The organism is Streptomyces sp. NPDC046308, assembly GCF_055588065.1.
In genome coordinates, this window is record NZ_JBVJFB010000001.1 from 787,775 (window position 1) to 810,641 (window position 22,867).

At 71.1% G+C, this 22,867-nt stretch carries 15 protein-coding genes and 3 pseudogenes; 8 read left to right on the top strand and 10 right to left on the bottom strand.

Translation table 11 applies throughout. The features are described 5' to 3' along the window. Positions 1 to 220 precede the first annotated feature (220 nt). The 3 genes and pseudogenes from ACZ6JT_RS03550 to ACZ6JT_RS03560 all read left to right on the top strand — a co-directional run. A complete protein-coding gene (locus tag ACZ6JT_RS03550; protein WP_469206764.1) occupies positions 221 to 1,762 on the top strand; it encodes a sigma-70 family RNA polymerase sigma factor in 1,542 nt (513 codons plus the stop codon). Positions 1,763 to 2,132: 370 nt separating this feature from the next. After that, the gene (locus ACZ6JT_RS03555) at positions 2,133 to 4,460 is read left to right on the top strand and encodes a non-reducing end alpha-L-arabinofuranosidase family hydrolase (RefSeq protein ID WP_469208162.1); all 2,328 of its coding nucleotides are present in this window, start codon (positions 2,133 to 2,135) and stop codon (positions 4,458 to 4,460) included. A 474-nt stretch (positions 4,461 to 4,934) separates the two neighbouring features. Further along, positions 4,935 to 5,161 (top strand): annotated as a pseudogene (locus tag ACZ6JT_RS03560) (endo-1,4-beta-xylanase); the annotation flags it as partial. A gap of 93 nt (positions 5,162 to 5,254) precedes the next feature. On the opposite strand, the gene ACZ6JT_RS03565 reads toward ACZ6JT_RS03560, so the two are convergent. Both ACZ6JT_RS03565 and araD read right to left on the bottom strand, forming a co-directional pair. After that, positions 5,255 to 5,737, bottom strand: a complete 483-nt coding sequence (locus ACZ6JT_RS03565; protein ID WP_469208164.1) for an NUDIX domain-containing protein — start codon at positions 5,735 to 5,737, stop codon at positions 5,255 to 5,257. Beyond that, a complete protein-coding gene (gene araD, locus ACZ6JT_RS03570) occupies positions 5,734 to 6,471 on the bottom strand; it encodes an L-ribulose-5-phosphate 4-epimerase AraD (protein WP_469206766.1) in 738 nt (245 codons plus the stop codon). Before araD ends, ACZ6JT_RS03565 begins: the two co-directional genes overlap by 4 nt. Before the next feature lie 294 nt (positions 6,472 to 6,765). Here araD and ACZ6JT_RS03575 point away from each other — a divergent pair, with 294 nt between their 5' ends. Further along, positions 6,766 to 7,788, top strand: coding sequence for a LacI family DNA-binding transcriptional regulator (locus ACZ6JT_RS03575; RefSeq protein ID WP_469208166.1), 1,023 nt, complete (start codon positions 6,766 to 6,768; stop codon positions 7,786 to 7,788). 583 nt (positions 7,789 to 8,371) lie between these two features. Here ACZ6JT_RS03575 and yjfF read toward each other — a convergent pair. The 4 genes from yjfF to ACZ6JT_RS03595 form a co-directional block, all read right to left on the bottom strand. Beyond that, positions 8,372 to 9,394, bottom strand: coding sequence for a galactofuranose ABC transporter, permease protein YjfF (gene yjfF, locus ACZ6JT_RS03580; RefSeq protein ID WP_469206768.1), 1,023 nt, complete (start codon positions 9,392 to 9,394; stop codon positions 8,372 to 8,374). Next, positions 9,391 to 10,491, bottom strand: coding sequence for an ABC transporter permease (locus ACZ6JT_RS03585; protein ID WP_469206770.1), 1,101 nt, complete (start codon positions 10,489 to 10,491; stop codon positions 9,391 to 9,393). Before ACZ6JT_RS03585 ends, yjfF begins: the two co-directional genes overlap by 4 nt. After that, entirely contained in the window at positions 10,488 to 12,047 is a 1,560-nt protein-coding gene (locus ACZ6JT_RS03590; RefSeq protein ID WP_469206772.1) for a sugar ABC transporter ATP-binding protein, read from the bottom strand. The genes ACZ6JT_RS03585 and ACZ6JT_RS03590 overlap by 4 nt, the downstream gene beginning before the upstream one ends. Positions 12,048 to 12,160: 113 nt before the next feature. Next, positions 12,161 to 13,165 carry an ABC transporter substrate-binding protein gene (locus ACZ6JT_RS03595; protein WP_469206774.1) on the bottom strand — a complete coding sequence of 335 codons (1,005 nt, stop codon included), beginning with the start codon at positions 13,163 to 13,165 and terminating at the stop codon, positions 12,161 to 12,163. 506 nt (positions 13,166 to 13,671) lie between these two features. Between ACZ6JT_RS03595 and araB the strand changes: the two genes are divergently transcribed. After that, a complete protein-coding gene (araB, locus tag ACZ6JT_RS03600; RefSeq protein WP_469206776.1) occupies positions 13,672 to 15,366 on the top strand; it encodes a ribulokinase in 1,695 nt (564 codons plus the stop codon). Between the two features lie 85 nt (positions 15,367 to 15,451). Continuing rightward, on the top strand, positions 15,452 to 16,963 hold the full coding sequence (gene araA / locus ACZ6JT_RS03605) for an L-arabinose isomerase (RefSeq protein ID WP_469206778.1): 1,512 nt from the start codon (positions 15,452 to 15,454) through the stop codon (positions 16,961 to 16,963). A 57-nt stretch (positions 16,964 to 17,020) separates the two neighbouring features. On the opposite strand, the gene ACZ6JT_RS03610 is transcribed toward araA, so the two are convergent. After that, a complete protein-coding gene (locus tag ACZ6JT_RS03610; RefSeq protein ID WP_469206780.1) occupies positions 17,021 to 18,232 on the bottom strand; it encodes an ROK family protein in 1,212 nt (403 codons plus the stop codon). 14 nt (positions 18,233 to 18,246) lie between these two features. Further along, positions 18,247 to 19,677, bottom strand: coding sequence for a xylulokinase (gene xylB, locus ACZ6JT_RS03615; protein ID WP_469206782.1), 1,431 nt, complete (start codon positions 19,675 to 19,677; stop codon positions 18,247 to 18,249). A 93-nt stretch (positions 19,678 to 19,770) separates the two neighbouring features. On the opposite strand from xylB, the gene xylA reads away from it, so the two are divergent. Further along, positions 19,771 to 20,943 (top strand): xylose isomerase, encoded by a 1,173-nt coding sequence (xylA, locus tag ACZ6JT_RS03620; protein ID WP_469206784.1) that lies wholly within the window; start codon positions 19,771 to 19,773, stop codon positions 20,941 to 20,943. Between the two features lie 63 nt (positions 20,944 to 21,006). Here the strand turns inward: xylA and ACZ6JT_RS03625 are convergent. Together ACZ6JT_RS03625 and ACZ6JT_RS03630 are read right to left on the bottom strand one after the other, a co-directional pair. Beyond that, positions 21,007 to 21,477 (bottom strand): annotated as a pseudogene (locus tag ACZ6JT_RS03625) (family 1 glycosylhydrolase); the annotation flags it as partial. A gap of 192 nt (positions 21,478 to 21,669) precedes the next feature. Next, positions 21,670 to 22,008: an acetylxylan esterase gene (locus ACZ6JT_RS03630; RefSeq protein WP_469206786.1), complete on the bottom strand. Its 339-nt coding sequence runs from the start codon at positions 22,006 to 22,008 to the stop codon at positions 21,670 to 21,672. 61 nt (positions 22,009 to 22,069) lie between these two features. Between ACZ6JT_RS03630 and ACZ6JT_RS03635 the strand changes: the two are divergent. Then, positions 22,070 to 22,838, top strand: a pseudogene (locus ACZ6JT_RS03635) (transposase family protein). Positions 22,839 to 22,867: the final 29 nt, after the last annotated feature.

The following is a 22,867-nucleotide window of genomic DNA, read 5'->3' on the forward strand; positions in this document are numbered from 1 at the left end:
ACCAGAGGGGAGGTGGACCCGGCTACCGGACGGCCGGATCCGACTCCTTGTGGTCACGGGCCCCGCAAAGGGTTGCCTTGAGCCGGGAACTTTTTGCGGGTCACCTCGGGACGTCAACCCCGTTCCGAAACACGGGTTTTGCGCGCATACCCTTGCCGACGTCATGGTGTTGCGCCGCACTCGGCGGATCGCTCCCCTGAGGGAGGTGGGAATGGGTCTCATGGATACGGATCACACGGGGCTGGTTGTCGCGGCGCAGGCCGGTGACGAGCGGGCGCGCGAGGAACTGATCGCCGCGTACCTGCCGTTGCTCTACAACATCGTCCGGCGAGCGCTGAACGGCCAGGCCGACGTCGACGACGTCGTCCAGGAAACCCTGCTGCGCGTCGTGCGCGACCTGCCTGCCCTGCGTACGCCCGAGAGCTTCCGGTCCTGGCTGGTGTCGATCGCGCTCCGCCAGATCAATACCCACTGGCACCGCCAACGCGCGCTCGCCGGCCGGACGACGGTCATCGACGAGGCACTCCGGATACCGGACGCCGGCGCGGGACCCCAGGACATGACGATCCTGCGTCTGCACGTGTCGGACGAGCGCCGTCAGGTCGCCGAGGCCGGCCGCTGGCTCGACGCGGACCACCGGGTGCTGCTGTCGCTGTGGTGGCAGGAATGCGCCGGACTGCTGAGCCGGGACGACATCGCCGCCGCGACGGGGCTCACCGTCGCCCACGTCGGAGTACGCCTGCAACGGATGCGCGAGCAGCTGGACCTGAGCCGGACGATCGTCGCCGCGCTGGAGGCCCACCCGCGCTGTCCGCAGTTGGGTGAGACCGTCGTCGGCTGGGACGGTCTTCGTACATCGGTGTGGCGCAAGCGGATCGCACGGCACACCCGCGACTGCCAGGTCTGCACGGCGACCACGGCCGAACGGGTCCCTGCCGAACTCCTGCTCCTCAGCCTCGCGCCGCTGGCCGTCCCGGTGGGACTCGTCGCCGCGCTGGCCGCCAAGGGCCTGCTGTCGGGTACGGCCGCGAGCGCCGCCGGGCTGGCCACGGCGCCCGTCGCCGCCGGCACGGCGACGGGCGGAGGCGCTCTGCACAGTTCGCTGATCGCCAAACTCCATGCGGTGACCGCTCAGCAGCTGGTGGGCCTCGCCACCGGCGCGGTGCTCATCACCGGGGCCGCCACCTACGCGGCCTGGCCCGAACCGGCGCACCGGGCGCCCGGCGTCATGGCCGCTCCCACGGTCGGCACCCCCACACCGGTCCCGTCGAGCACCACCACGTCGGCCGAACCGTCCCCGGTGAATCCGTCCGCCGCCGCAGGCATCGTTCCGCTGGGCGGACAGGCACTGGAGTCCGTGGACGAACCCACCCTGTACCTCGCGTACGCCGGCGACTTGGCGACGCTCGGCCGGGTCTCCGCGTCCAGCAGCGCGCAGACACGGCAGCGGGCCACGTTCACGGTCGTCCGGGGGCTGGCCGACGCGCGGTGCGTCACCTTCCGCGCCGCCGACGGCCGCTACCTGCGCCATCGTGAACTGCGGCTTCGGCTGAGCACCGACGACGGCAGCGAACTGTTCCGTGAAGACGCCACTTTCTGTCCGCGTGCCGGGTCGGCCGCCGGGTCGGTGACCCTGCACGCGCACAACTATCCCGGGTCGGTCATCCGCCACCGCGACGGTGGCATCTGGCTCGACGGCTCCGACGGCACACGGGCCTTCGCCGACCAGGCTTCCTTCCTCGTGCGCGGGGGCCTCGGCTGACAACCGCACCTTGAGGGTGAGGCGCCCTTTCCGCGGGCCGACCAGGCCGCGGGGCCCGGCGTAACACTTTTTGCCTGCGAGATGCATCACCGGGAAATCGTCGGGGTGGCGCGACTTTTTTGTTACGCGACCACGAGCTCGGCGGCCTCCACTTCGTGGGGTGTTCTTCCCGCCGTTCACCGCGTGTGCCGGCGTCGGAGGTTGCCCCACTCGACCGACGATGCATCTGCTGAAGAAAGCGCTTTCCATGACCCGACACAGATCAGGCGGCTTGGGCCGACGCGCCCACGATCACCGCTCCCCAGTCGACCCGCAGTCCCCGAGGAGAATCACGAAGGGCCTGCACCGGCTCGGCCGGCGCGGCCGGACCCTGACGATAGGCCTGTCGGCCGCGACGCTGCTGGCCGGTGTGCTGACGCTTCTCCCCGACCCTGCCGGAGCGGCGAGCCTGGGTACGCAGGCGACCCCCTCGGGCAGGTATTTCGGCACGGCCGTCGCTGCCGGGAGGCTGGGCGACTCGACGTACGCCGCGATCTCGGACCGGGAGTTCAACATGATCACCCCGGAGAACGAGATGAAGTGGGACGCCGTCGAACCGTCCCGCGGCAACTTCACCTTCGGCCCCGCCGATCAGATCGTCAACCGTGCCGCGGCCCACGGTCAGCGCCTGCGCGGCCATACCGCGGTCTGGCACTCGCAGCTCCCGTCCTGGGTCGGCTCCATCGGCGACGCGAACACGCTGCGCGGCGTGATGAACAACCACATCACCACCTTGATGAACCACTACAAGGGCAAGGTCTACGCCTGGGACGTGGTCAACGAGGCGTTCGCCGACGGCTCCTCCCAGCACCGCAGCTCGGTGTTCCAGAACGTGCTGGGCAACGGCTTCATCGAGGAAGCGTTCCGCACCGCCCGGGCAGCCGACTCCTCGGCCAAGCTCTGCTACAACGACTACAACATCGAGAACTGGTCGGACGCCAAGACCCAGGGCGTCTACAGCATGGTCAAGGACTTCAAGTCCCGTGGCGTGCCGATCGACTGCGTCGGATTCCAGAGCCACTTCGGCACCGGCGGGCCGCCGTCCAGCTTCCAGACCACCTTGTCCAACTTCGCCGCCCTGGGCGTCGACGTCCAGATCACCGAGCTGGACATCGCCCAGGCGTCGCCCACCCACTACGCCGACACGGTCAAGGCCTGTCTGTCCGTCGCCCGGTGCACCGGCATCACGGTATGGGGCATCCGTGACAGCGACTCCTGGCGCAGAGGCGAAAGCCCCCTGCTGTTCGACAACAACGGCAACCCCAAGGCCGCCCACGCCGCCGTCGTGAACGCCTTCAAGGCCGCCTCCGCCCCCACCGGCGGGACCAGTACCGGGGCGATCAAGGGCGTCGCCTCCGGTCGCTGTATCGACATCAACGGCTCCACCACCGACAACGGTACCCAGACGCAGCTGTGGGACTGCCACGGACGAACCAACCAGCGCTGGACCTACACCTCCGGCAAGCAGCTGATGGTCTACGGCAACAAGTGCCTGGACGCCAGGGGTACCGGCAACGGCGCCGCGGTGGTCATCGAGGACTGCGACGGCGGCGCCGGCCAGCAGTGGAACATCAACGCCAACGGCACGATCGCCGGCGTCCGGTCCGGGCTGTGCCTCGACGCCGTCGGCGCGGCCACCGCCAACCGCACCAAGATCCAGCTGTACGCCTGCTGGTCCGGCGGCAACCAGAAGTGGAGCGGTCTGTCCGGGACGCCGGCCCCGACGACGCCCGCGCCGACGGGCGGCCCGTGCGCTCTTCCGGCGGCGTACCGGTGGACGTCGACGGGTGCGCTGGCGCAGCCTGCGAACGGGTGGGCCTCGCTGAAGGACTTCACGAACGTGACGTACAACGGCAAGCACCTGGTCTACGGGTCCGACTTTTCCGGATCGTCGTACGGCTCGATGATGTTCGCCCCCTTCACGAACTGGTCGGACATGGCCTCGGCCGGCCAGTCCGGCATGAACCAGGCCACGGTGGCGCCCACCCTGTTCTACTTCGCGCCCAAGAAGATCTGGGTGCTGGCGTACCAGTGGGGCGCGTGGCCGTTCATCTACCGCACGTCGAGCGACCCCACCAACCCCAACGGCTGGTCCGCGCCGCAGCCGCTGTTCACCGGAAGCATCCCCCGCACCGAGTCCCCCACCGGCCCGATCGACCAGACACTGATCGCTGACGACCAGAACATGTATCTGTTCTTCGCCGGGGACAACGGCAAGATCTACCGGGCGAGCATGCCGATCGGGAACTTCCCGGGCAACTTCGGCTCCTCGTACACGACGGTCATGAGCGACACGCCGGACAACCTGTTCGAGGCGCCGCAGGTCTACAAGGTCAAGGGCCAGAACCAGTACCTCGTGATCGTCGAGGCGAGGGGCGCGAAGGGGCGCTACTTCCGCTCGTTCACGGCCACCAGCCTGAACGGCTCATGGACGCCCCAGGCCGCCGGCGAGAGCAACCCCTTCGCGGGCAAGGCCAACAGCGGTGCCACCTGGACCAACGACATCAGCCACGGTGACCTGGTCCGCGAGAACCCCGACCAGACCATGACGGTCGACCCCTGCAACCTGCAGTTCCTCTACCAGGGCAAGTCCCCCACCGCCGGCGGCCCCTACGACCAACTGCCGTACCGTCCGGCTGTCCTCACCCTCCAGCGCTGACCTGCCCGCCCGGTCCACCGTCTCCGAGGAACCCCAGCCGTGCGCCGGCTGGGGTTCCTCCCCCGGAGCCGGGCTGGAGCGGCTCGCCCCGCTCCAGCGGCAGGTGACCGGATCCGGCCGATCAGGCCGGGGCGGGCAGATCAGGGGGCGGACTCGCGGACGGTCAGGCAAACGGCCGGGGCGCCTGGACCCCGCCCGCAGGCAAGTACAGCGGGGACCCGCAGACCTGGTGCAACGCTCCTGGTCGCGACATCGGCGCGCGGCCGACCGCGAACACCCGTACCGCGCTCGTCGACGCCAGTCCGACGGCCAGTGCAACCGGGGGATCCAGGGCGGCACCATCGACCCGGAGTACGGCATCGTCGATCCCGCGGCCGGGGTGTGGTGGCCGGAACAGGCCAGGTCCCTCGTCCGGAAGGCCGATCCGTACCGGCCCTCGATCTTTCCGTCCCGGTGGCGAGCCTCGGCCGGTAATTCAACGCGGTGACGCCCGAGAACGAAATGAAGATCGACGCCACCGAGCCCAACAGGGCCGGTTCCACTTCGCCGCCGGCGACCGCGTCCACAACTGGGCGGCGCAGAACGGCAAGCAGGTACGCGGCCACACCCTGACCTGGCACTCCCGGCAGCCCGGCTGGATGCAGAACCTCGGCGGCAGCGCACTGCGCCAGGCGATGACCCACCACATCAAGGGCACGCTGATCCCGCTCCACTCCTGCTCGAACGGCAGCCACCAGTGCTGGACCCGCACCTGAACCACTGAAGACCCACGCCGCGGCCTTCCCGCGCCTCCACTAGGACTTGTCCAGGGGATCTCCGATGGCCCGTGCGATGAGGTCGTGGATCAGGAACTCTCCGGGTCTGCGGTTCTCTTTGAGGCGGGCGAGGTTGTCGGGGTCGAACCACTCGTAGGCAGAGTGCTTGGACCATTCCAGCGTGGGGTGGTCCAAGTCGCCGTCGACCTCGACGAGATAGTCGGCTTCGTGACGGAGTCCACCGCCGTCGTCCCCTGTCCAGGTCGTGGTGCCAAGGAAACGCCGCACATGGGTCAGGCGCCAGCCGGTCTCCTCCTCAACCTCGCGTGCGAGAGCCTCCAGAACCGTTTCCCCGGCCTCGACGTGGCCGCCCACGATGTCCCAGGTATCGGGAAACAGGCGACGGTCTGGGCTCCGCTTTTGGGCAAAGGCCGAAGCTCGTGCTGCCGCCGGACGCCCGCGTGCCGTTCCACCCGGCGGTGGCGGGCCCCGGGCGGCTCGTTGGGCGGTGTGCGGCGTCAGTGGCCGGCGGCGTGGGGGGCGTTGCCGTAGTAGGCGTCCGGTCCGTGCTTGCGGGTGAAGTGCCGCTCCAGCAGATGTGCCGGCGGTGCGGAGGCCTCCCCGAGCCGGGACCCCAGCGCCAGGGTGTGCAGCGCCATCTCCGCCACGGCCTCGCAGACGATGGCGTTCTCCAGCGCTGCTTTCGCGGTGGCGCCCCAGGTGAAGGGGCCGTGTCGGGAGACGAGCGCTCCGGGGACCTCGTCGGCCCGACGGGGGTCGCCGTCCAGCCGGGCGACGATCACCTGGCCGGTGTTGTACTCGTAGTCCTGCGCGCACTGCTCCGCGGTGAGGTCCGCCGTCACGGGGACGGGCCCGTTGAAGGTGTCGGCGTGTGTCGTGCCGAGGACGGGGATCGGGCGGCGCGCCTGGGCGAAGGCGACGGCGTGCGCCGAGTGCGTGTGGGTGACGCCGCCGATGGAGGGGAAGGCCCGGTAGAGGCACCGATGGGTTTCGGTGTCGGTGGACGGCCTGAGGTTCCCGTCGACGACCCGGCCGTCCTCCAGCGCCACCACCACCAGGTCCTCCTCGGTGAGGTCGGCGTAGGAGACCCCGGACGGCTTGATGACGAAGACGCCGGCGTCTCGATCCACTCCGCTGACGTTTCCCCAGGTGAGGGTGGCCAGACCAGCCTCCGGGATGCGCAGGTTGGCCGCGAGGACCTCGCGACGGAGGTCCTTGAGGAGGGTCCCGCTCACTACGCTTCCACCGTCTCTCTCCGACATGCGCGGTGGCTGCCAGACGTCCGCAGCCTTGATCGAATTGTGAGCGCTAACAAGCAGAAATCTCAAGAGGTACGGGACAAGATTCCTACCCCTACCCTGCGGTCATCCCGAGATAATGTGAACGCCCACATCGATACTCTGTCGACAAGCTCCCGGTCGGTCCGAGACGTGTGCGGGCCGCGGCTGGTTCGGTACCTTGAGGGAAGGCCGCTCGATGTGAAAGGAAGGCAGTTGACCCAGCTCCCAGACGTCTCGCGAGCGCCCACGATGACGGACGTCGCGCGCGTCGCCGGCGTGTCCCATCAGACCGTTTCACGGGTGCTGAGCGATCACCCGAACGTCAGCGCCAAGACCCGGGCCGCGGTGACGCAGGTCATCGAGCAGCTGGGGTACCGCCGCAACTCGGCGGCCCGGGCTCTGGCCACGCGCCGGACCCACACGCTGGGCGTCATCGCGGTGAACACCACTCTGCACGGGCCCGCCAGCACCGTGGCGGGAGTTCAGGAGGCGGCTCGGGACCGGGGCTACCTGACGTCCGCCGTCACGCTTCGGACGGCCACGCAGACGGCCCTCGCCGAGGCCGTGCAGCACCTCGCCGGGTGGGGCGTGGAGGGGATCGTCGCCGTCACCCCCCAGCGCGCCGCGGTGAGAGCCCTGGCGGCGTTGGAAGCACCGTGCCCGGTGGTCACCGTGGAAGGCGGCCACACCCTGGACCTGCCCGGGGTGTCCCTGGACCAGAACCTCGGGGCCCGCCTGATCACGGAACATCTCCTCGCCTCGGGCCACTCCACCGTGTGGCATGTCGCAGGCCCTCCCGACTGGCTCGAGAGCGAGGCCCGCACGCAGGGGTGGGAGGAGGCGCTGCGCGATGCCGGCGCCGAGGTGCCGCCCCTGCTGCGCGGCGACTGGAGTCCACTGTCGGGCTACCAGGCCGGCCAGCAGCTCGCGGGTCGGGTACGGGCGGCACGAGGGCAGGAGGCGGGGCTCACCGCGGTGTTCGTCGCCAACGACCAGATGGCCCTCGGTGTCCTGCGGGCCTTGCGGGAAGCGGGCCTGCGCACGCCGGAGGACGTAGCGGTGGCCGGCTTCGACGACATCCCCGAGGCGGAGTTCTTCCCACCCCCGCTGACGACGATCCGTCAGGACTTCGCCTCGCTCGGCCGCGACAGCATCGGCCTGCTCCTGGATCACATCGAAGGCCGGACCGACGAGTCGACGCACCTGGTGGTGGCGCCCGAGCTCATCGTCCGCGCCAGTACGGCCCGCAGGAGCGCTCCGTCCGGCGAATGACCCCCACCGCCTGGCAGCGGACGGAACCGGCCCGCCCCCCTCGGGCGGTGACGTGGTGAAGCTGTGGACCCTGGTCGACGCCGTCGGGACCGCCGTGCATCGTGGTCCCGGTCTCATGGGTCGCGAACCCCTGGCTGCAGCCGCGACGCCGAGCCGGCCGCGCGCGATGCGGTCGGCGCAACGGCCCGCCGTCGCGCCGAAGTGGCATACGGGGCGTACGGGGCGTTCGCAAGCGGCGAGGTCGCGGGCCGTGAGCGCCACAACGGCCGGGTGGCCCCAGCCGTCCGGCAGGATCAGCGGAGGAAGGCGGACGCCGCGCGCGTGGACCTCCGCGCGACCCGGCCGGGGCACCCGAACCGCCCCTCCGACCCGTTCCCGCACCCTCCGGGTGCAGGGAGCGTACCGTCCGCCGACGACGCACTTCCTGCCCGGGCCCGGAAGCCTGGTCGACGGCTGGGTTTGCGTGTTCCACGGTGGTGTGCCCTGCGCCCGTTCCGCCGGGCGCGTGCCGCGAGAGGCAAGCGGTGCGGGCAGCATGCAGCGCAGCGGCACGGGCGGACGGGCCCCTGCCCCGGCCCCGGGGTCAGTCGGCGGCGGGGCGGCGGCCGCTCATCAGACGTTGCAGCACGATGAACACGAGCAGCAGGGCGCCGATGACGATCCGGGTCCACCAGGAGCTGAGCGTGCCCTGGAAGTTGACGACCGTCTGGATCATGCCGAGGACGAGCACGCCGAGGGCCGTGCCCAGGACGAAACCGGAACCTCCGGTCAGCAGCGTGCCGCCGATCACGGTGGCGGCGATCGCGTCGAGTTCCATGCCCATCGCGTGGAGGGCGTAGCCGGAGAGCATGTAGAAGGTCAGCAGCAGGCCGCCGAGGGCCGAGCACAGGCCGCTGACGGCGTATACGGCGATCTTGGTGGAGCCCACCGGAAGACCCATCAGGCGTGCGGAGGACTCGTTGCCGCCCAGCGCGTACACGTTGCGGCCGAAGCGCGTGTGGTGCAGTACGACGAAGGCGATCAGCAGCACGGCCAGGGCGATGACCACCGGGATCGACACGAACAGTCCTCCCGGGCCGTACAGCCGGGTCTGCGCGATCCCCGCCGTGGTGGGGTCGCTGATCGTGATGGATTCGGTGCTGATCGTGTAGCAGAGCCCGCGGGCGAGGAACATGCCGGCCAGGGTGACGATGAACGGCTGGATCTCGAAGGTGTGGATGATCCAGCCCATGAACGTCCCGCTCGCGGCACCGACCAGCAGGACCAGGGGAATGACGGCGGCCAGGGGCCAGCCGTGCGACTCGACCAGCCAGGCGGTGAGCGTGGTGGACAGGGCCACCATGGAGCCGACGGACAGATCGATGCCGCCGGTGAGGATGACGAAGGTCGCCCCGACCGCGACGACCAGGAGGAATCCGTTGTCGATCAGCAGGTTCAGCACGACTTGCGCGGAGAGGAAGCCCTCGTAGCGCACCGACCCGACGCTGAACATGACGACCAGCAGGACGGCCGTGACGATCAGTGGGATACGGGTGCGGGTGCGCGGGGACACCCTCGCGAGGGGGCGGGTGAGCCCGGCGGCGGCGCTCGCGATGCCCGTACTCATGCGCGTACCTCCTGCTGCTGCGGGGCGGCGCCCGCCGTGGTGGGGGGTCGGGGTGTGCTCGCCCTGCGGCGGCGCAGGACCTTGGTTCGGAAGACCGGGGACTGGACGAGGCAGACGACGATGACGACGAAGGCCTTGAAGACGAGGGTGGTCTCGGGTGGGACACCGAGGGTGTAGACGGTGGTGGACAGGGTCTGGATGGTCAGGGCGCCCAGGACGGTGCCGCCGAGGGAGAAGCGTCCTCCGGTCAGGGCGGTGCCGCCGACGACCACGGCGAGGATCGCGTCGAGTTCGATCCACAGGCCGGCGTTGTTGCCGTCGGCGCTGGAGACGTTGGAGCTGATCATCAGCCCGGCGACGGCGGCGCACAGCGCGCTGAAGACGTAGACCAGGGCGAGCAGACCGCCGGCGCGGATGCCGACCAGGCGGCTGGCGGCGGGGTTGCCTCCCACGGACTCGATCAGCATGCCGAGTGCGCTGCGACGGGTGATGAACGCGGTGAGCGCGACGAGGGCGGTGGCCAGGAGGACGGCGAACGGGAAGGTCAGCCAGTAGCCGCCGCCGATCATCTTGTAGGGGGCGCTGGTCACCGTGATGATCTGGCCGCCTGTGATCAGCTGGGCGACGCCGCGGCCCGCCACCATGAGGATCAAGGTGGCCACGATGGGCTGCACTCCCAGCCCCGCCACCAGGAAGCCGTTGGCGAGGCCCAGGACGAGGGCGACGCCGAGGGCGAGGGCGACCGCCGTGAGCATGGTGGCGACACTGCCGGGGTGTGCGGCGGTGGAGATGTGCCCACAGGCGAGGGCGCCGGCGATGGCGACGGTGGACCCCACGGAGAGGTCGATGCCCCGGGTGGCGATGACGAGGGTCATGCCGAGCGCCACGAGGGTGAGGGGCGCGCCGAACTGGAGGATGTCGATGAGGCTGCCGTAGAGGTGGCCGTCGCGTACGCGGACGGAGAAGAAGTCGTGGTGGAACGCGAGGTTGCCGAGGAGCAGCGCGAGCAGGATGAGCGTGGGCCACAGCAGGCGGTGGCCGGCCAGGCGTCTCCCGGTTCCGCCGGCCGCCTCGGGTTCGGCAGGCTGGGTGGTCATGAGTCCGCTCCGGTGGCGATGGTCGTGAGGATGCGTTCGGGTGTGACGGTGTCGTCGTTGGTGAGGGTGGCCACCATGCGGTGGTCGCGGAGCACGGCGATGCGGTGGCTCAGGCGCAGGACTTCTTCGAGTTCCGCCGAGATGAACAGCACGGCGGTACCTTCGCCCGCCTGACGGGCCACAAGTTTCTGGATCTCCGCCTTGGCCCCGATGTCGATGCCCCGGGTGGGTTCGTCGAGGATCAGGAGCCGGGGTTCGGTCAGCAGCCAGCGCGCGAGGAGGACCTTCTGCTGGTTGCCTCCGCTGAGGTGGCGTACCTGCGCTTCGGGGTCGGCGGGGCGGATGTCCAGGGCTCCGATCCAGTGCCGGGCCAGTTCGTCCTGTTTCGCACGGGTCAGCGGCCGGGTCCAGCCGCGGGCGGCCTGCAGCGCGAGGACGATGTTCTCGCGGACCGTGAGCTCGCCCACCAGTCCCTCGGACTTGCGGTTCTCGGAGCAGAACGCGATGCCCCGGGCGATGGCGTGGCGCGGGGTCCGCAGGAGTACCGCCTTGCCCTCGATGCTCACTTCTCCGGCGTCCGCGCCGTCCGCTCCGAACAGGAGGCGCGCCACCTCGGTGCGGCCCGAGCCCAGGAGGCCGGCCAGTCCGATGACCTCACCGGCATGGACGTCGAGGTCGTACGGTTCGATCGAGCCCGCGCGGGTCAGTTGTCGTGCCTGGAGGAACGGCTCGCTGGTCGCCCGTTCGGCCGCTTCCTCGCGCGCACGGTCGGACAACTGGTCGAGGGTGGCCAGCTCTCCGCCGATCATGCGCCGTACCAGCGTCACCGGAGTGAGTTCGCCGATGGGGTACTCGCCTTCCAGGCGGCCGTTGCGCAGGATGGTGACGCGGTCACAGAGGTCGAATACCTGGTCGAGGAAGTGCGTGACGAACAGGATGGCCACACCGCGGTCGCGCAGGCGCCGCACCAGGGTGAAGAGCTGGGCGACCTCCTCGCGGTCCAGGCTGGAGGTGGGTTCGTCCAGCACCAGCACCTTCGCCGAGACGTCCACCGCCCGGACGATGGCGACCAGTTGCTGCACGGCGAGCGAGTGCGAACCGAGCGGACCGGTGACGTCCAGGTCGAGGTCCAGTTCCGTCAGCAGCTCTGCCGCCCGCTGCCGCAGCGCGGACCAGTGGATGAGGCCGAACCGGCGCGGTTCGCGCCCGATGAGGATGTTCTCGGCGACCGAGATGTTCGGGCAGAGGTTGACCTCCTGGTAGACGGTGCTGATTCCGGCCCGCTGCGCCTGGAGGGGGTCCGCGAACGCGTGGGGTCGGCCGTCGACGAGGACGGTGCCGCCGTCGGCGGGGTGGACACCGGTGAGCACCTTGATCAAGGTGGACTTCCCGGCGCCGTTCTCGCCCATCAGGGCGTGCACCTCACCGGGGAAGAGCCGCAGGGCGACTCCGTCGAGGGCGAGCACGCCCGGGAACTGCTTGCGGATGCCCTGGGCTTCCAGGACCGGCCGCGGGCCTGCGGCGTCCGTGGGCCGCGGGGTGGACGGGGATGCCATCCGCCCTCCTCTCGTGGGTGGGGTGGTGGAGCGGACTGCGGTGCCGGGGACCGCGGGCCCCGCAGGATCCAGGAGGACCCGGGCCGGGCCTCTTCCGGCACCGGCCGGCCGCGTCAGTAGTTCCGGGAAGGCAGCGCGGCCGCGGCCTTGTCCTGCGGGAAGACGCCCTCCTGGGTCTCGACCCGGGTCGGCACGCTTTCTCCTGCGACGACCTTCTTGGCCAGCTCCATCAGCTGGTCGCCGAGCAGCGGGTTGCACTCCACCACGACGTTGATCTTGCCCTCGGTCATCGCGACGAAGGCGTCCTTGATTCCGTCCACCGAGATCACCTTGATGTCCGTACCGGGCTTCTTGCCGGACTCCTCGATGGCCTGGATGGCGCCGAGCGCCATGTCGTCGTTGTGGGCGTAGAGGACGTCGATGTCCTTCTGCGACTTCAGGAACGCCTGCATGACCTCCTTGCCCTTGGCCCGGGTGAAGTCGCCCGACTGCGAGGCCACGATCTTGAACTTGCCGTCGGTGCGGATGGCATCGGCGAAGCCGGCCTTGCGGTCGTTGGCGGGTGCGGAGCCCGTGGTGCCCTGGAGCTCGACGATGTTGACCGGACCCTGCTCGTTGGCGTACGCGCTGGTCAGCCACTCGCCCGCGGACTTGCCCTCCTTGACGAAGTCCGAGCCGAGGAAGGTCTTGTAGAGGGAGGTGTCCTTGGTGTCCACGGCGCGGTCGGTGAGGATGACCGGGATGCCGGCGTCCTTGGCCTCCTTCAGCACCGTGTCCCAGCCGGACTCCACGACCGGCGAGAAGGCGATGACGTCGACCTTCTGCTGGATGAAGGTGCGGATCGCCTTGATCTGGTTCTCCTGCTTCTGCTGCGCGTCGGAGAACTTGAGCTCGATCCCGGCCTTCTTCGCCGCCTCCTGGACGGACTTGGTGTTGGCGGTGCGCCAACCGCTCTCGGCGCCGACCTGGGCGAAGCCCATCGTGAGCGTGCCGCCGGTGCCTCCCTTGGCTCCCGAGGAGGAGGAGGAGGAGGCTGCGGGGCCCTCGGTCGAGCAGGCGGTCAGCGCCGAGGAGGCGAGGAGGGCGGCGGTGAGGACGAGAGCTGCTCTGCGAGCCATGACGGGTGTCCTTTCGGATGTACGGAAGAGCTCCGCACGGCCGGGGCCGGGCTGTGCCGGGGGCAGGTGGCGGGGCGGGGTCGGAGCCGGGCTCGAAGCCGGGGCCGACAGGAGACGGACGCCCTCGGGCGGGGGCGCCGTCGCATTGTGAGCGTTAACAAGCGCGGTTCTCAACCCCCTTGTACGCGTTACCTGTCCGTTATCGCGCGCCGCGTGGGGCAACGAGGCCGACTCCACCCCTTCGCGAGACCGTCGACTTCACCGTCTCGACCGGGCAAGGCAACCCGCGCCGAACCAACGCCAGATCGAGTCGAGCCCCCGTATACGGAGGCCGCCACGTCGGGGGAGCTCCCCACGTGATCCACGCAGAGCTCTTGCCTATCGACATTGTTAGCGCTCACACTGCCATGGCGGCGGACCGCCGACCGCCGGGACCGCCGGAAGGGCATCTCCGGCTGCCGGGCCGCGCCGCCCACCACCCCACGGCTCCTTCGAAAGGCACTCCGTTGACGTCACCCCATCCCCTCACGCCCACCCCGCCTTCCGAGGAATCGGAGCAGTACACGGTCGGCGTGGACTTCGGCACCCTGTCGGGCCGCGCCGTGGTGGTGCGGGTTCGCGACGGTCAGGAGCTGGCCGCGGCGGTCCACGCCTACCGGCACGGCGTCATCGACCGGCACCTGCCGCACGGCGGTGCGCAACTGCCTCCGGACTGGGCCCTGCAACACCCGCAGGACTGGCGGGACGTACTGCGTCACGCCGTCCCGGAGGCCGTGGCGGCGGCCGGAGTCGATCCTGCCGCGGTGATCGGCATCGCCACCGACTTCACCGCCTGCACCGTCCTGCCCACGCTGGCCGACGGGACTCCCCTCGCCGAGACCGACCTCGCCGGACGGCCGCACGCGTGGCCCAAACTGTGGAAGCACCACGCGGCCCAGCCCCATGCCGACCGCATCAACGAAATCGCCCACGCCCGCGGAGAACAATGGATCACCCGCTACGGCGGCCGGATCTCCGCGGAATGGCAGTTCGCGAAGGCCCTCCAGGTCCTGGAGGAGGATGCGCTCGTCTACGACAGCTGCGCGCGGTGGATCGAGGCCGCCGACTGGATCGTGTGGCAGCTCACCGGAGCCGAGTCCCGCAACGCCTGCACCGCCGGATACAAGGGCATCCACCAGGACGGCGCCTACCCGAGCGAGGAATACCTGGCCGCGCTGAACCCCCGGTTCGCCGACTTCGCACGCACCCGCCTCGCATTCCCCCTCTCCGCGCAGGGCTCACGCGTGGGCTCGCTCAGCACGGAGGCGGCGGCCTGGACGGGGCTGCGCCCCGGCATCGCCGTTGCCGCGGGCAACGTCGACGCCCACGTCACCGCAGCGGCGGCCCAGGCCGTCGAGGACGGTCAACTGCTCGCCATCATGGGCACCTCCACCTGCCACGTCGTGAACGCTCCCGTCCTCGCCGACGTCCCCGGCATCTGCGGTGTCGTCCACGGCGGAATCGTCGAAGGAGCCTACGGATACGAGGCCGGCCAGAGCGCGGTCGGCGACATCTTCGCCTGGGTACTGGACCAGGGCGTCCCGTCGGACTACCTCGCCGAGGCCGCCGACCGCGGCGAGGGCCTGCACACCCTGCTGACCCGGAAAGCCGCCCTGCAGCCGGTCGGCGGCCACGGACTGGTCGCCCTCGACTGGCTGAACGGCAACCGTTCCGTCCTCGTCGACCACCACCTCTCCGGAGTGGTCGTGGGGCTCACCCTCGCGACCCGTCCCGAGGACGTCTACCGTGCGCTGCTCGAGGCCACCGCGTTCGGCACCCGCGTCATCGTGGAGGCCCTTGAGAAGGGCGGCGTACCGGTGCACGAGTTCATCGTCGCCGGCGGACTGGCCAAGAACGAACTGCTGATGCAGATCTACTCCGACGTGCTGCGCCGCCCCGTTTCCCTGGCCGCGTCCGACCAGGGCCCTGCCCTCGGGTCGGCCATCCACGCCGCCGTGGCCGCCGGCGCGCACCCCGACGTCCGCACGGCCACCGCCGCCATGGGCCGCAGACTGCCCGCCGTCTACACGCCCGACGCCTCCCGTGCCGACGCCTACGACGCCCTCTTCGCCGAGTACCGGCTCCTGCACGACCACTTCGGTACCGGCGGCCTGCTGCACCGCCTGAGGCGAATCCGCGATACGGCCCGCGCCGCGGGCTGACCCCCCGCTCTCCCTTCCCCGCTTCCCCACCCGCCCCGCCCGCCCCGCCCACTGCCGCCGCGGGACGTCACCTTCAGGAGTCGAAGTGCCCAGCCGAACATCTCCCACGCGGGAAATCTGGTTCCTCACCGGAAGTCAAGGCCTCTACGGGGAGGGGACGCTGAAGCAGGTCGCCGACCAGTCGAGGCAGATCGCCGCCGTACTGGCCGACGCCTCCGGCATGCCCGCGCGCGTCGTGTGGAAGCCGGTACTGACCGCTGCCGATGCCATCCGTCGGGTGTGCCTCGACGCGAACGCCGACGACCGCTGCATCGGGCTCATCGCCTGGATGCACACCTTCTCGCCGGCCAAGATGTGGATCGCCGGGCTGGACGCACTGCGCAAGCCGCTGCTGCACCTCCACACCCAGTCGAACGTGGCCCTGCCCTGGGACACCATCGACATGGACTTCATGAACCTCAACCAAGCCGCCCACGGCGACCGCGAGTTCGGGCACGTCCAAGCCCGCCTCGGCGTACCCCGCAAGACCGTGGCCGGGCACGTCACCGACCCGGCGACGACCGCACGTGTCGCGATCTGGGCCCGGGCGGCCGCCGCACGCTCCGAACTGGCCACACTCAAGGTCGCCCGCTTCGGCGACAACATGCGCGATGTGGCCGTCACCGAAGGGGACAAGGTCGAGGCGCAGATGCGCTTCGGCGTCTCCGTCAACACCTACGGTGTCAACGACCTGGTGGAGGTCGTCGACTGCGCTGACGAGACCGAGGTGACTTCCCTCGTCAAGGAGTACGGGGACCTGTACCAGCTGGCGCCGGAACTGCGGCCGGGAGGCGAACGGCACGACTCGCTGCGTTACGCCGCTCGCATCGAAGCCGGCCTGCGCACCTTCCTCGAGACGGGCGGCTTCGGGGCCTTCACCACCAACTTCGAGGACCTGGGCGGACTGCGCCAGCTGCCCGGCATCGCGGTCCAGCGGCTCATGGCCCAGGGATACGGCTTCGGAGGAGAGGGCGACTGGAAGACCGCCGTCCTGCTGCGCGCCCTCAAGGTCGCCGCCGCCGGCCTCCCGGGCGGCACCTCCTTCATGGAGGACTACACCTACGACCTGACACCCGGCAACGAGCTCATCCTCGGCGCGCACATGCTCGAAGTCTGTCCCACCATCGCCTCCGGCAGGCCCCGGTGCGAGATCCATCCCCTCGGCATCGGCGGGCGGGAGGACCCGGTGCGTCTGGTGTTCGACGCCGCCCCCGGTCCGGCCGTGGTGGTCGGCCTCGCGGACCTCGGCGACCGCTTCCGCCTGATCGCCAACGACATCGACGTGGTGGCACCCCCCCAGCCCCTGCCTGCCCTGCCCGTGGCCCGCGCGGTCTGGCAGCCCCGACCCGACCTGCGGACCTCCACCGAATCCTGGCTGACGGCCGGAGGACCGCACCACACCGTCCTCAGTACCGCCCTCACCTCCGACCACCTCGACGACCTGGCGGAAATGCTCCGCATGGAACTCGCCCTCATCGACGAGACCACCACCCCGAAGCAGTTCCGGCGCGATCTCCGCTGGAACCAGGCGTACTACCGGCTGGCACGGGGGCTGTGAACCGGTGCGGCCGGGGCGGCCTGCCGCACCGGACGGCGGAGCCTCGCAGCCGCGGCGCTAGCGGGCCGGCAGGCGGGTGGGGTCGGCGATGATCTGTCGGACGGTCGACCATGCCGCGCCCAGCACCGGTCCGCGCCGGCCCAGGGCTGAGGGGCGTACCGCCTCCGGGGTCCAGGGCCGGACGGTGATCCGGGCGGCGAGTTCGGCGCGCAGGGACGGAAGGAGCCAGTCGGCGAGTTCGGCGTAGGCGCCGCCCAGGACGAGGCCGTCCGGGTCGATGAGGTTCACGGCCGAGGTGAGAGCCAGGCCCAGGGCCCGTCCTGCACGCTCCAGGGCGCGCAGGGTCGCCGCGTCCCCGGCGGCCGCCCGTTCGGCCAGCAGGGCCACCGGGTCGCCGGCGTGCGCGAGCCCGGCCTCGTGCAGTACGGCCGCTTCGCCCGCGTACTGCTCCAGGCAGCCGCGTGCCCCGCAGGGACACGGTGCGCCCTCCGGGTGGACGGGCAGGTGGCCGAGTTCGCCCGCGAAGCCGCGGGCGCCCCGGAACAGCTGCCCGCCGATGATCAGTGCGGCGCCGATTCCGGCCTCGGCGGAGACGTGGACGAAGGTCTCGGCGGGGTGTCCCTGGTGCCACTGCTCGGCCAGCGCCCCGAGGTTGGCCTCGTTCTCCGGGGCGGGCACGGTGTCGGGGTCGGGCCAGTGGTCAGCGGGGCGGACGGCCTGCCAGCCGAGGTTGGGGGCGTTCGCGACGAGTCCGCTCGGCTCGTTCGGCACCACCCCGGGCACGGCCAGGACGCGGCCCGCGACGCGCAGGCCGAGGGCGGCGGCCTCGGCCTCCGCGTCGGCGCCCAGCGCGGCGGCCTCCGCCAGTACCTGCGCGGCCGGTCGGCCCGCGTTGGCCCGCGCCACTCGACGCCACACCCGGGGTTCACCGCGCAGGTCCACGACGCACGCGGCGAGATGGGTGACGCCTATCTCCAGGCCGAGGCCGGCGGGGCCCCGGTCGTTCAGGGCCAGGGCCCGCCCGGGGCGGCCGACGCGTCCGCTGGGCGCGGTCTCCGTCTCGGTCAGCGCGCCGCGGCCGATGAGCTCGTCGACCATGGAGGAGACGGCCGGCCTGGTCAGACCCGTGCGCCCGGCGACGTCCGCCCGGGAGAGCGGGCCGTGCGCGGCGACCGCGCCGATCACCACCGCGAGGTTCCGCCGACGCATCCCTTGCTGTGAGGCGGGCGCGTCCTCCACTCCCCCGCCCGCCCTGCCGATCCCCGCCATGGCAGCCGACCCTCCTATCGTTCTTCCGGCGGCGCCTCCTGCAACGCCCGCGCCCGCCGCAGCGTACTGGTGATCCGTTCGAGTGTGTCGTCGTCCCGGGGTACGGGGTCCAGTACCCGGCCCTCGGCGGTCCGCCAGCGCCGGGCGACGGCGTCGGCCGACTCACCGGTGAGCAGAGCGGCGGCCTGGGCCGCTGCCCCGAGCGCGACCAGTTCCCGGGCCGCGGGCACCTGGACCGCTCGGCCGGACAGTCTCAGGACGGTCCGCTGCCAGGCCGCGCCGCGGGCTCCGCCGCCGATCAGCAGCAGTGGTTCGTCGGGGGCGGGGTCCTCTCCTGCGGCCAGGAGCACGCCGCCCAGCGCCGTGAGCAGGGCGTGGGCGGCGCCGTCGTAGGCGGCCTGGAGCAGCTGTCCCGGTGTGGTGTCGTGGCGCAGACCGTGGACCAGGCCGGAGGCGCCCGGGAGGTCCGGCGTGCGCTCGCCGTCGAGGTAGGGAAGCACCACCACCGTGCCTCCTTCTTCGACGGCCTCGCGGTCGCGGCCGACGAGGGTGGCGAAGCGGTCGACGGCGAGGGCGCAATTGAGCGTGCAGGCGAGCGGCAGCCAGCCGCCGAGGGCGTCGGCGAATCCGGCCACGGTTCCGCTCGGGTCGGCGGGGCGCGTGCGGCCGACGGCGTAGACGGTGCCGGAGGTGCCGAGGCTCAGCACGGGACGTCCGGGGGGCAGGCCCAGCCCGAGCGCGGCGGCCATGTTGTCCCCGGTCCCGGTGGCCACCAGCGCGCCCTCGCGCAGGGGCATCCCGGCGCGGACGAGGCCCGCCCGGGCGCCCGGCGGGAGGACTTCCGGCAGCAGCTCGGAGTCGAGTCCGATCCGGGCGAGGACCTCCTGGTCGTAGCCGTGCGGACCCCACCAGCCGGTGCCGGAGGCGTCCCCGCGGTCCGTCACCGCCTCACCGGTCAGCCGCTCCGTCAGGAAGTCGTGGGGAAGCCGGACCGCGGTGACGCGGTCGGCGGCGGCAGGCTCGTTCGCACGCAGCCAGGCCCACTTGGCGGAGGTGAAGGCGGCCGTCGGGACGCTCCCGGTGCGGCGGGCGAGCTCTGCCGGGCCGAACGCGGCTGCGAGTGCCGTGGCCTGCGGGGCGGAGCGGACGTCGTTCCACAGCAGTGCCGGGCGCACCGGCCGGCCGGCCGGGTCGAGGGTGACCAGGCCGTGCTGCTGACCGGCGATCGAGCATGCGGCGACGCGATCCGCCCAGCCGGTGCCCGCCAGGGCCGCGCCGAGCGCCCGCCACCACTCTTCTGGGTCGCTCTCGCGTCCGGCGCCCGCGCTGACGGCGTGCGTGGCGCGGCCCTCCCCCAGGACGGTGCCGGTATCCAGGTCGACGGCGAGGGCCTTGGTGGACTGGGTCGAGCTGTCGACGCCGATCACGACACGCTGAGCAGCCATGCGTTCCTCCGGTGGGGTTCCTTCTGGCGTCTCCGCATACTAATTTGTTTTCCGTCATTACTAATAGCCCTCGGCCCGGATCCGGAGCGCCCCATGACCAGCGACCCGCTCGTCCCCACTCCCGCTCACAGGTTCACCTTCGGCCTGTGGACCGTCGGCTGGCAGGGCCGGGACCCCTTCGGCGACGCCACCCGGCCCGCCCTCGACCCGGTCGAGACCGTGGAGCGGCTGGCCGGGCTCGGCGCCTACGGCGTCACGTTCCACGACGACGACCTGATCCCCTTCGCGGCCGGTGACGCCGCGCGCGAGCAGGCGGTCAAGCGCTTCCGCACCGCACTCGACACGGCCGGGTTGAAGGTGCCGATGGCCACCACCAACCTCTTCACCCACCCCGTCTTCAAGGACGGCGCCTTCACCGCCAACGACCGGGACGTCCGCCGGTACGCGCTGCGCAAGACGATCCGCAACATCGACCTGGCCGTGGAACTCGGCGCCTCGGTCTACGTGGCCTGGGGCGGCCGCGAGGGCGCCGAGTCGGGCGGGGCCAAGGACGTGCGCACCGCCCTCGACCGGCTGAAGGAGGCCTTCGACCTGCTGGGCGAGTACGTCGACAGCCAGGGCTACGACCTGCGCTTCGCAATCGAGCCCAAGCCGAACGAGCCACGCGGCGACATCCTGCTGCCCACCATCGGCCACGCCCTGGCGTTCATCAACGAGTTGGACCGGCCCGAGCGGGTCGGTCTCAACCCGGAGGTCGGCCACGAGCAGATGGCCGGGCTGAACTTCCCGCACGGCATCGCCCAGGCCCTGTGGCACGGCAAGCTGTTCCACATCGACCTCAACGGCCAGTCCGGCATCAAGTACGACCAGGACCTGCGCTTCGGCGCGGGCGACCTGCGCCAGGCCTTCTGGCTGGTCGACCTGCTGGAGTCGGCCGGCTACGACGGCCCCCGCCACTTCGACTTCAAGCCGCCGCGCACCGAGGATTTCGCCGGCGTCTGGGCCTCGGCGGCCGCCTGCATGCGCAACTACTTGCTCCTGGCGCAGCGTTCCCGCGCCTTCCGGTCCGATCCGGAGGTCCAGGCCGCGCTCGCTGCCTCCCGACTGCCCGAACTCGCCCTCCCCACCGCCGAGGACGGCCTCGCCGGTCTCCTGGCGGACCGCTCCGCCTTCGACGACTTCGACGTCGATGCCGGCGCCCGCCGCGGCATGGCCTTCGAGCACTTGGACCAGCTCGCCCTCGAACACCTCCTCGGCGCCCGCTGAGCCGTTGTGCCCGTGAGCCGGGCCGTGGCGTTCCACGGCCCGGGTCCGCACGCACCAGTGGTAGCTGTCCTTGGGCCTCCGGGTCAGGGTGTCGTGGTCCACGTGGACCAGGCCCAAGCGCTGACGGTGGCCGCGCGCCGCATCGAAGTCGTCCAGCAGCGACCACACGTAGTAGCCGCGCACGTCCACCCCGGCGGAGAGGGCGTCGGCGACGGCGGCGAGGTGGTCCGCCAGGTAGTCGATCCGCACGGTGTCATGGACCCGGCCGTCGAGGCCGACGGTGTCATCCTCCGCGGAGCCGTTCCCGGTGATCCAGACCGGCGGAAGCCGCGGGTGGCGGGCGTGGAGTGCGCGGAGCAGTTCCGTGAGCGCGTCCGGGACGACGGGCCATCCCATGGTGGTGCGCCGGGTCTCCCTGACGCGCCAGCCACCGCGGCCCTCCAGGGCCTGGGGCAAATCCCGGTGGTAGAGGGTGACGGCGGGGGCGACTCCGACGGCCAGGAGATCGTCGATCAATCGGTCGTAGAAGTCCAGGCAGCGGGCAGTTCCGGGAGGCCGGGGTGCTCATGGGCGGTACCTCATGGGTCTGTCGGGCTCCTCGGTTTCGGGGGCGTGGCGCGGTGAGGGGAGCGGCCCGGTCGGCCCGGTCCGGTGGTACGGGGCGCTCAGAGCTCCGGTGCCAAGCAGAACCGCAGCCGCCGCCGTGGTCGCCGAACGGCCATACGGTCATGCCGCTTTCTCGCCCGCGTACCGGTTGAAGGTGGCGCAGACCGTGGAGGGCGGGCAAACCGGGCCCCTCAGGCCCACGCTGAACAGCGTCGGCGCGGTGGCGCGCCAGGCGAAGTGGGCGGGGGTGGCGAACGCCGGCTCCACGCGGTGGCGGCTGTACCGGCGCAGGTACGTGGCGATCTCCTGGTCCGGACCGTCACCGCAGATCGCGGCAGCCCGGCGGAAGGGGCACAGGACCGGAACGTCCGGCATGGCCACCGCCACGCCGTCCCGGGCGAGACGGGCGCCGGCAGGAATCCGCCGACAGAAGGCGTCGACGTCGGCGGGCTCGGACACGTGTGGTCGGTGATCGTCCAAAGGGTGTTGCAGAAGGCTCGTCTTCGGGCATTTTGCCTTTATGGGTGGGGTGTTGCGGGCTGAGTCGTTGTGGGTGGAGACGTTCACGGGCTTGCGGACGGATCGGTTCGCGAACTGGTGAAGGTGGTCCGGGAGCGGGGCGGGAATGGTCCTGGTGGCGGCCGGCCGTGGTGCCTTCCGTTGGCGGAGCGGGTGCTGCTGGTGGCCGTGTACTACCGCACGAACCTCACGATGCGACAGCTCGCCCCGCTGTTCGGGATCTCCTCGGCGACGGTCTGCCGGGGCATCCCGCGGCTCGGGCCGCTGCTCGCCCTGGAGCCAGCCCCGCGGCCTGTCGCGGACGTGGGCCGGTTGTGGATCGTGGACGGCACCCTGATCCCGGTCCGCGACCGCAAAGTCGCGGCCTCGTCGCGCAACTACCGGTTCTCGGCGAACGTGCAGGTCGTCATCGATGCCGACAGCCGCCTGGTGGTCGCTTCGGCCCGGCCGGCGCCGGGGAACAGGCCGAGGCCCACGTGTGGCGGGAGTCGGATCTTCCGGCCGCGGCGGCCAAGGCGACGGTGATCGCGGACGGCGCCTACCGGAGCACCGGGCTGATCGTCCCGCACCGCAGAAGGGCCGGCCGTCCCCTCCTGCGAGGTCAGGAGGAGGACAACGCCGAACACCGACGGGTCCGTGCCCGCGTCGAGCACACCTTCGCCCGCATGAAGAACTGGAAGATCCTCGGCGACTGCCGGCAGAAGAGCGACGGCCTCCACCACGCCGTCCAGGCAGTCGCCACCATGCACAACCTCGCCCTCACCGGGTGAAATAGCAGGTCAGAAACCACTCAGGCCTG

Bases quoted from the DNA above. Each gene is read 5' to 3' on its own strand.
- xylA (WP_469206784.1), top strand. From the start codon at position 19,771: ATGACCAGCGACCCGCTCGTCCCCACTCCCGCTCACAGGTTCACCTTC.
- ACZ6JT_RS03550 (WP_469206764.1), top strand. From the start codon at position 221: ATGGATACGGATCACACGGGGCTGGTTGTCGCGGCGCAGGCCGGTGAC.
- yjfF (WP_469206768.1), bottom strand. From the start codon at position 9,394: ATGAGTACGGGCATCGCGAGCGCCGCCGCCGGGCTCACCCGCCCCCTC.
- ACZ6JT_RS03585 (WP_469206770.1), bottom strand. From the start codon at position 10,491: ATGACCACCCAGCCTGCCGAACCCGAGGCGGCCGGCGGAACCGGGAGA.
- ACZ6JT_RS03575 (WP_469208166.1), top strand. From the start codon at position 6,766: ATGACGGACGTCGCGCGCGTCGCCGGCGTGTCCCATCAGACCGTTTCA.
- ACZ6JT_RS03590 (WP_469206772.1), bottom strand. From the start codon at position 12,047: ATGGCATCCCCGTCCACCCCGCGGCCCACGGACGCCGCAGGCCCGCGG.
- ACZ6JT_RS03610 (WP_469206780.1), bottom strand. From the start codon at position 18,232: ATGGCGGGGATCGGCAGGGCGGGCGGGGGAGTGGAGGACGCGCCCGCC.
- xylB (WP_469206782.1), bottom strand. From the start codon at position 19,677: ATGGCTGCTCAGCGTGTCGTGATCGGCGTCGACAGCTCGACCCAGTCC.
- ACZ6JT_RS03595 (WP_469206774.1), bottom strand. From the start codon at position 13,165: ATGGCTCGCAGAGCAGCTCTCGTCCTCACCGCCGCCCTCCTCGCCTCC.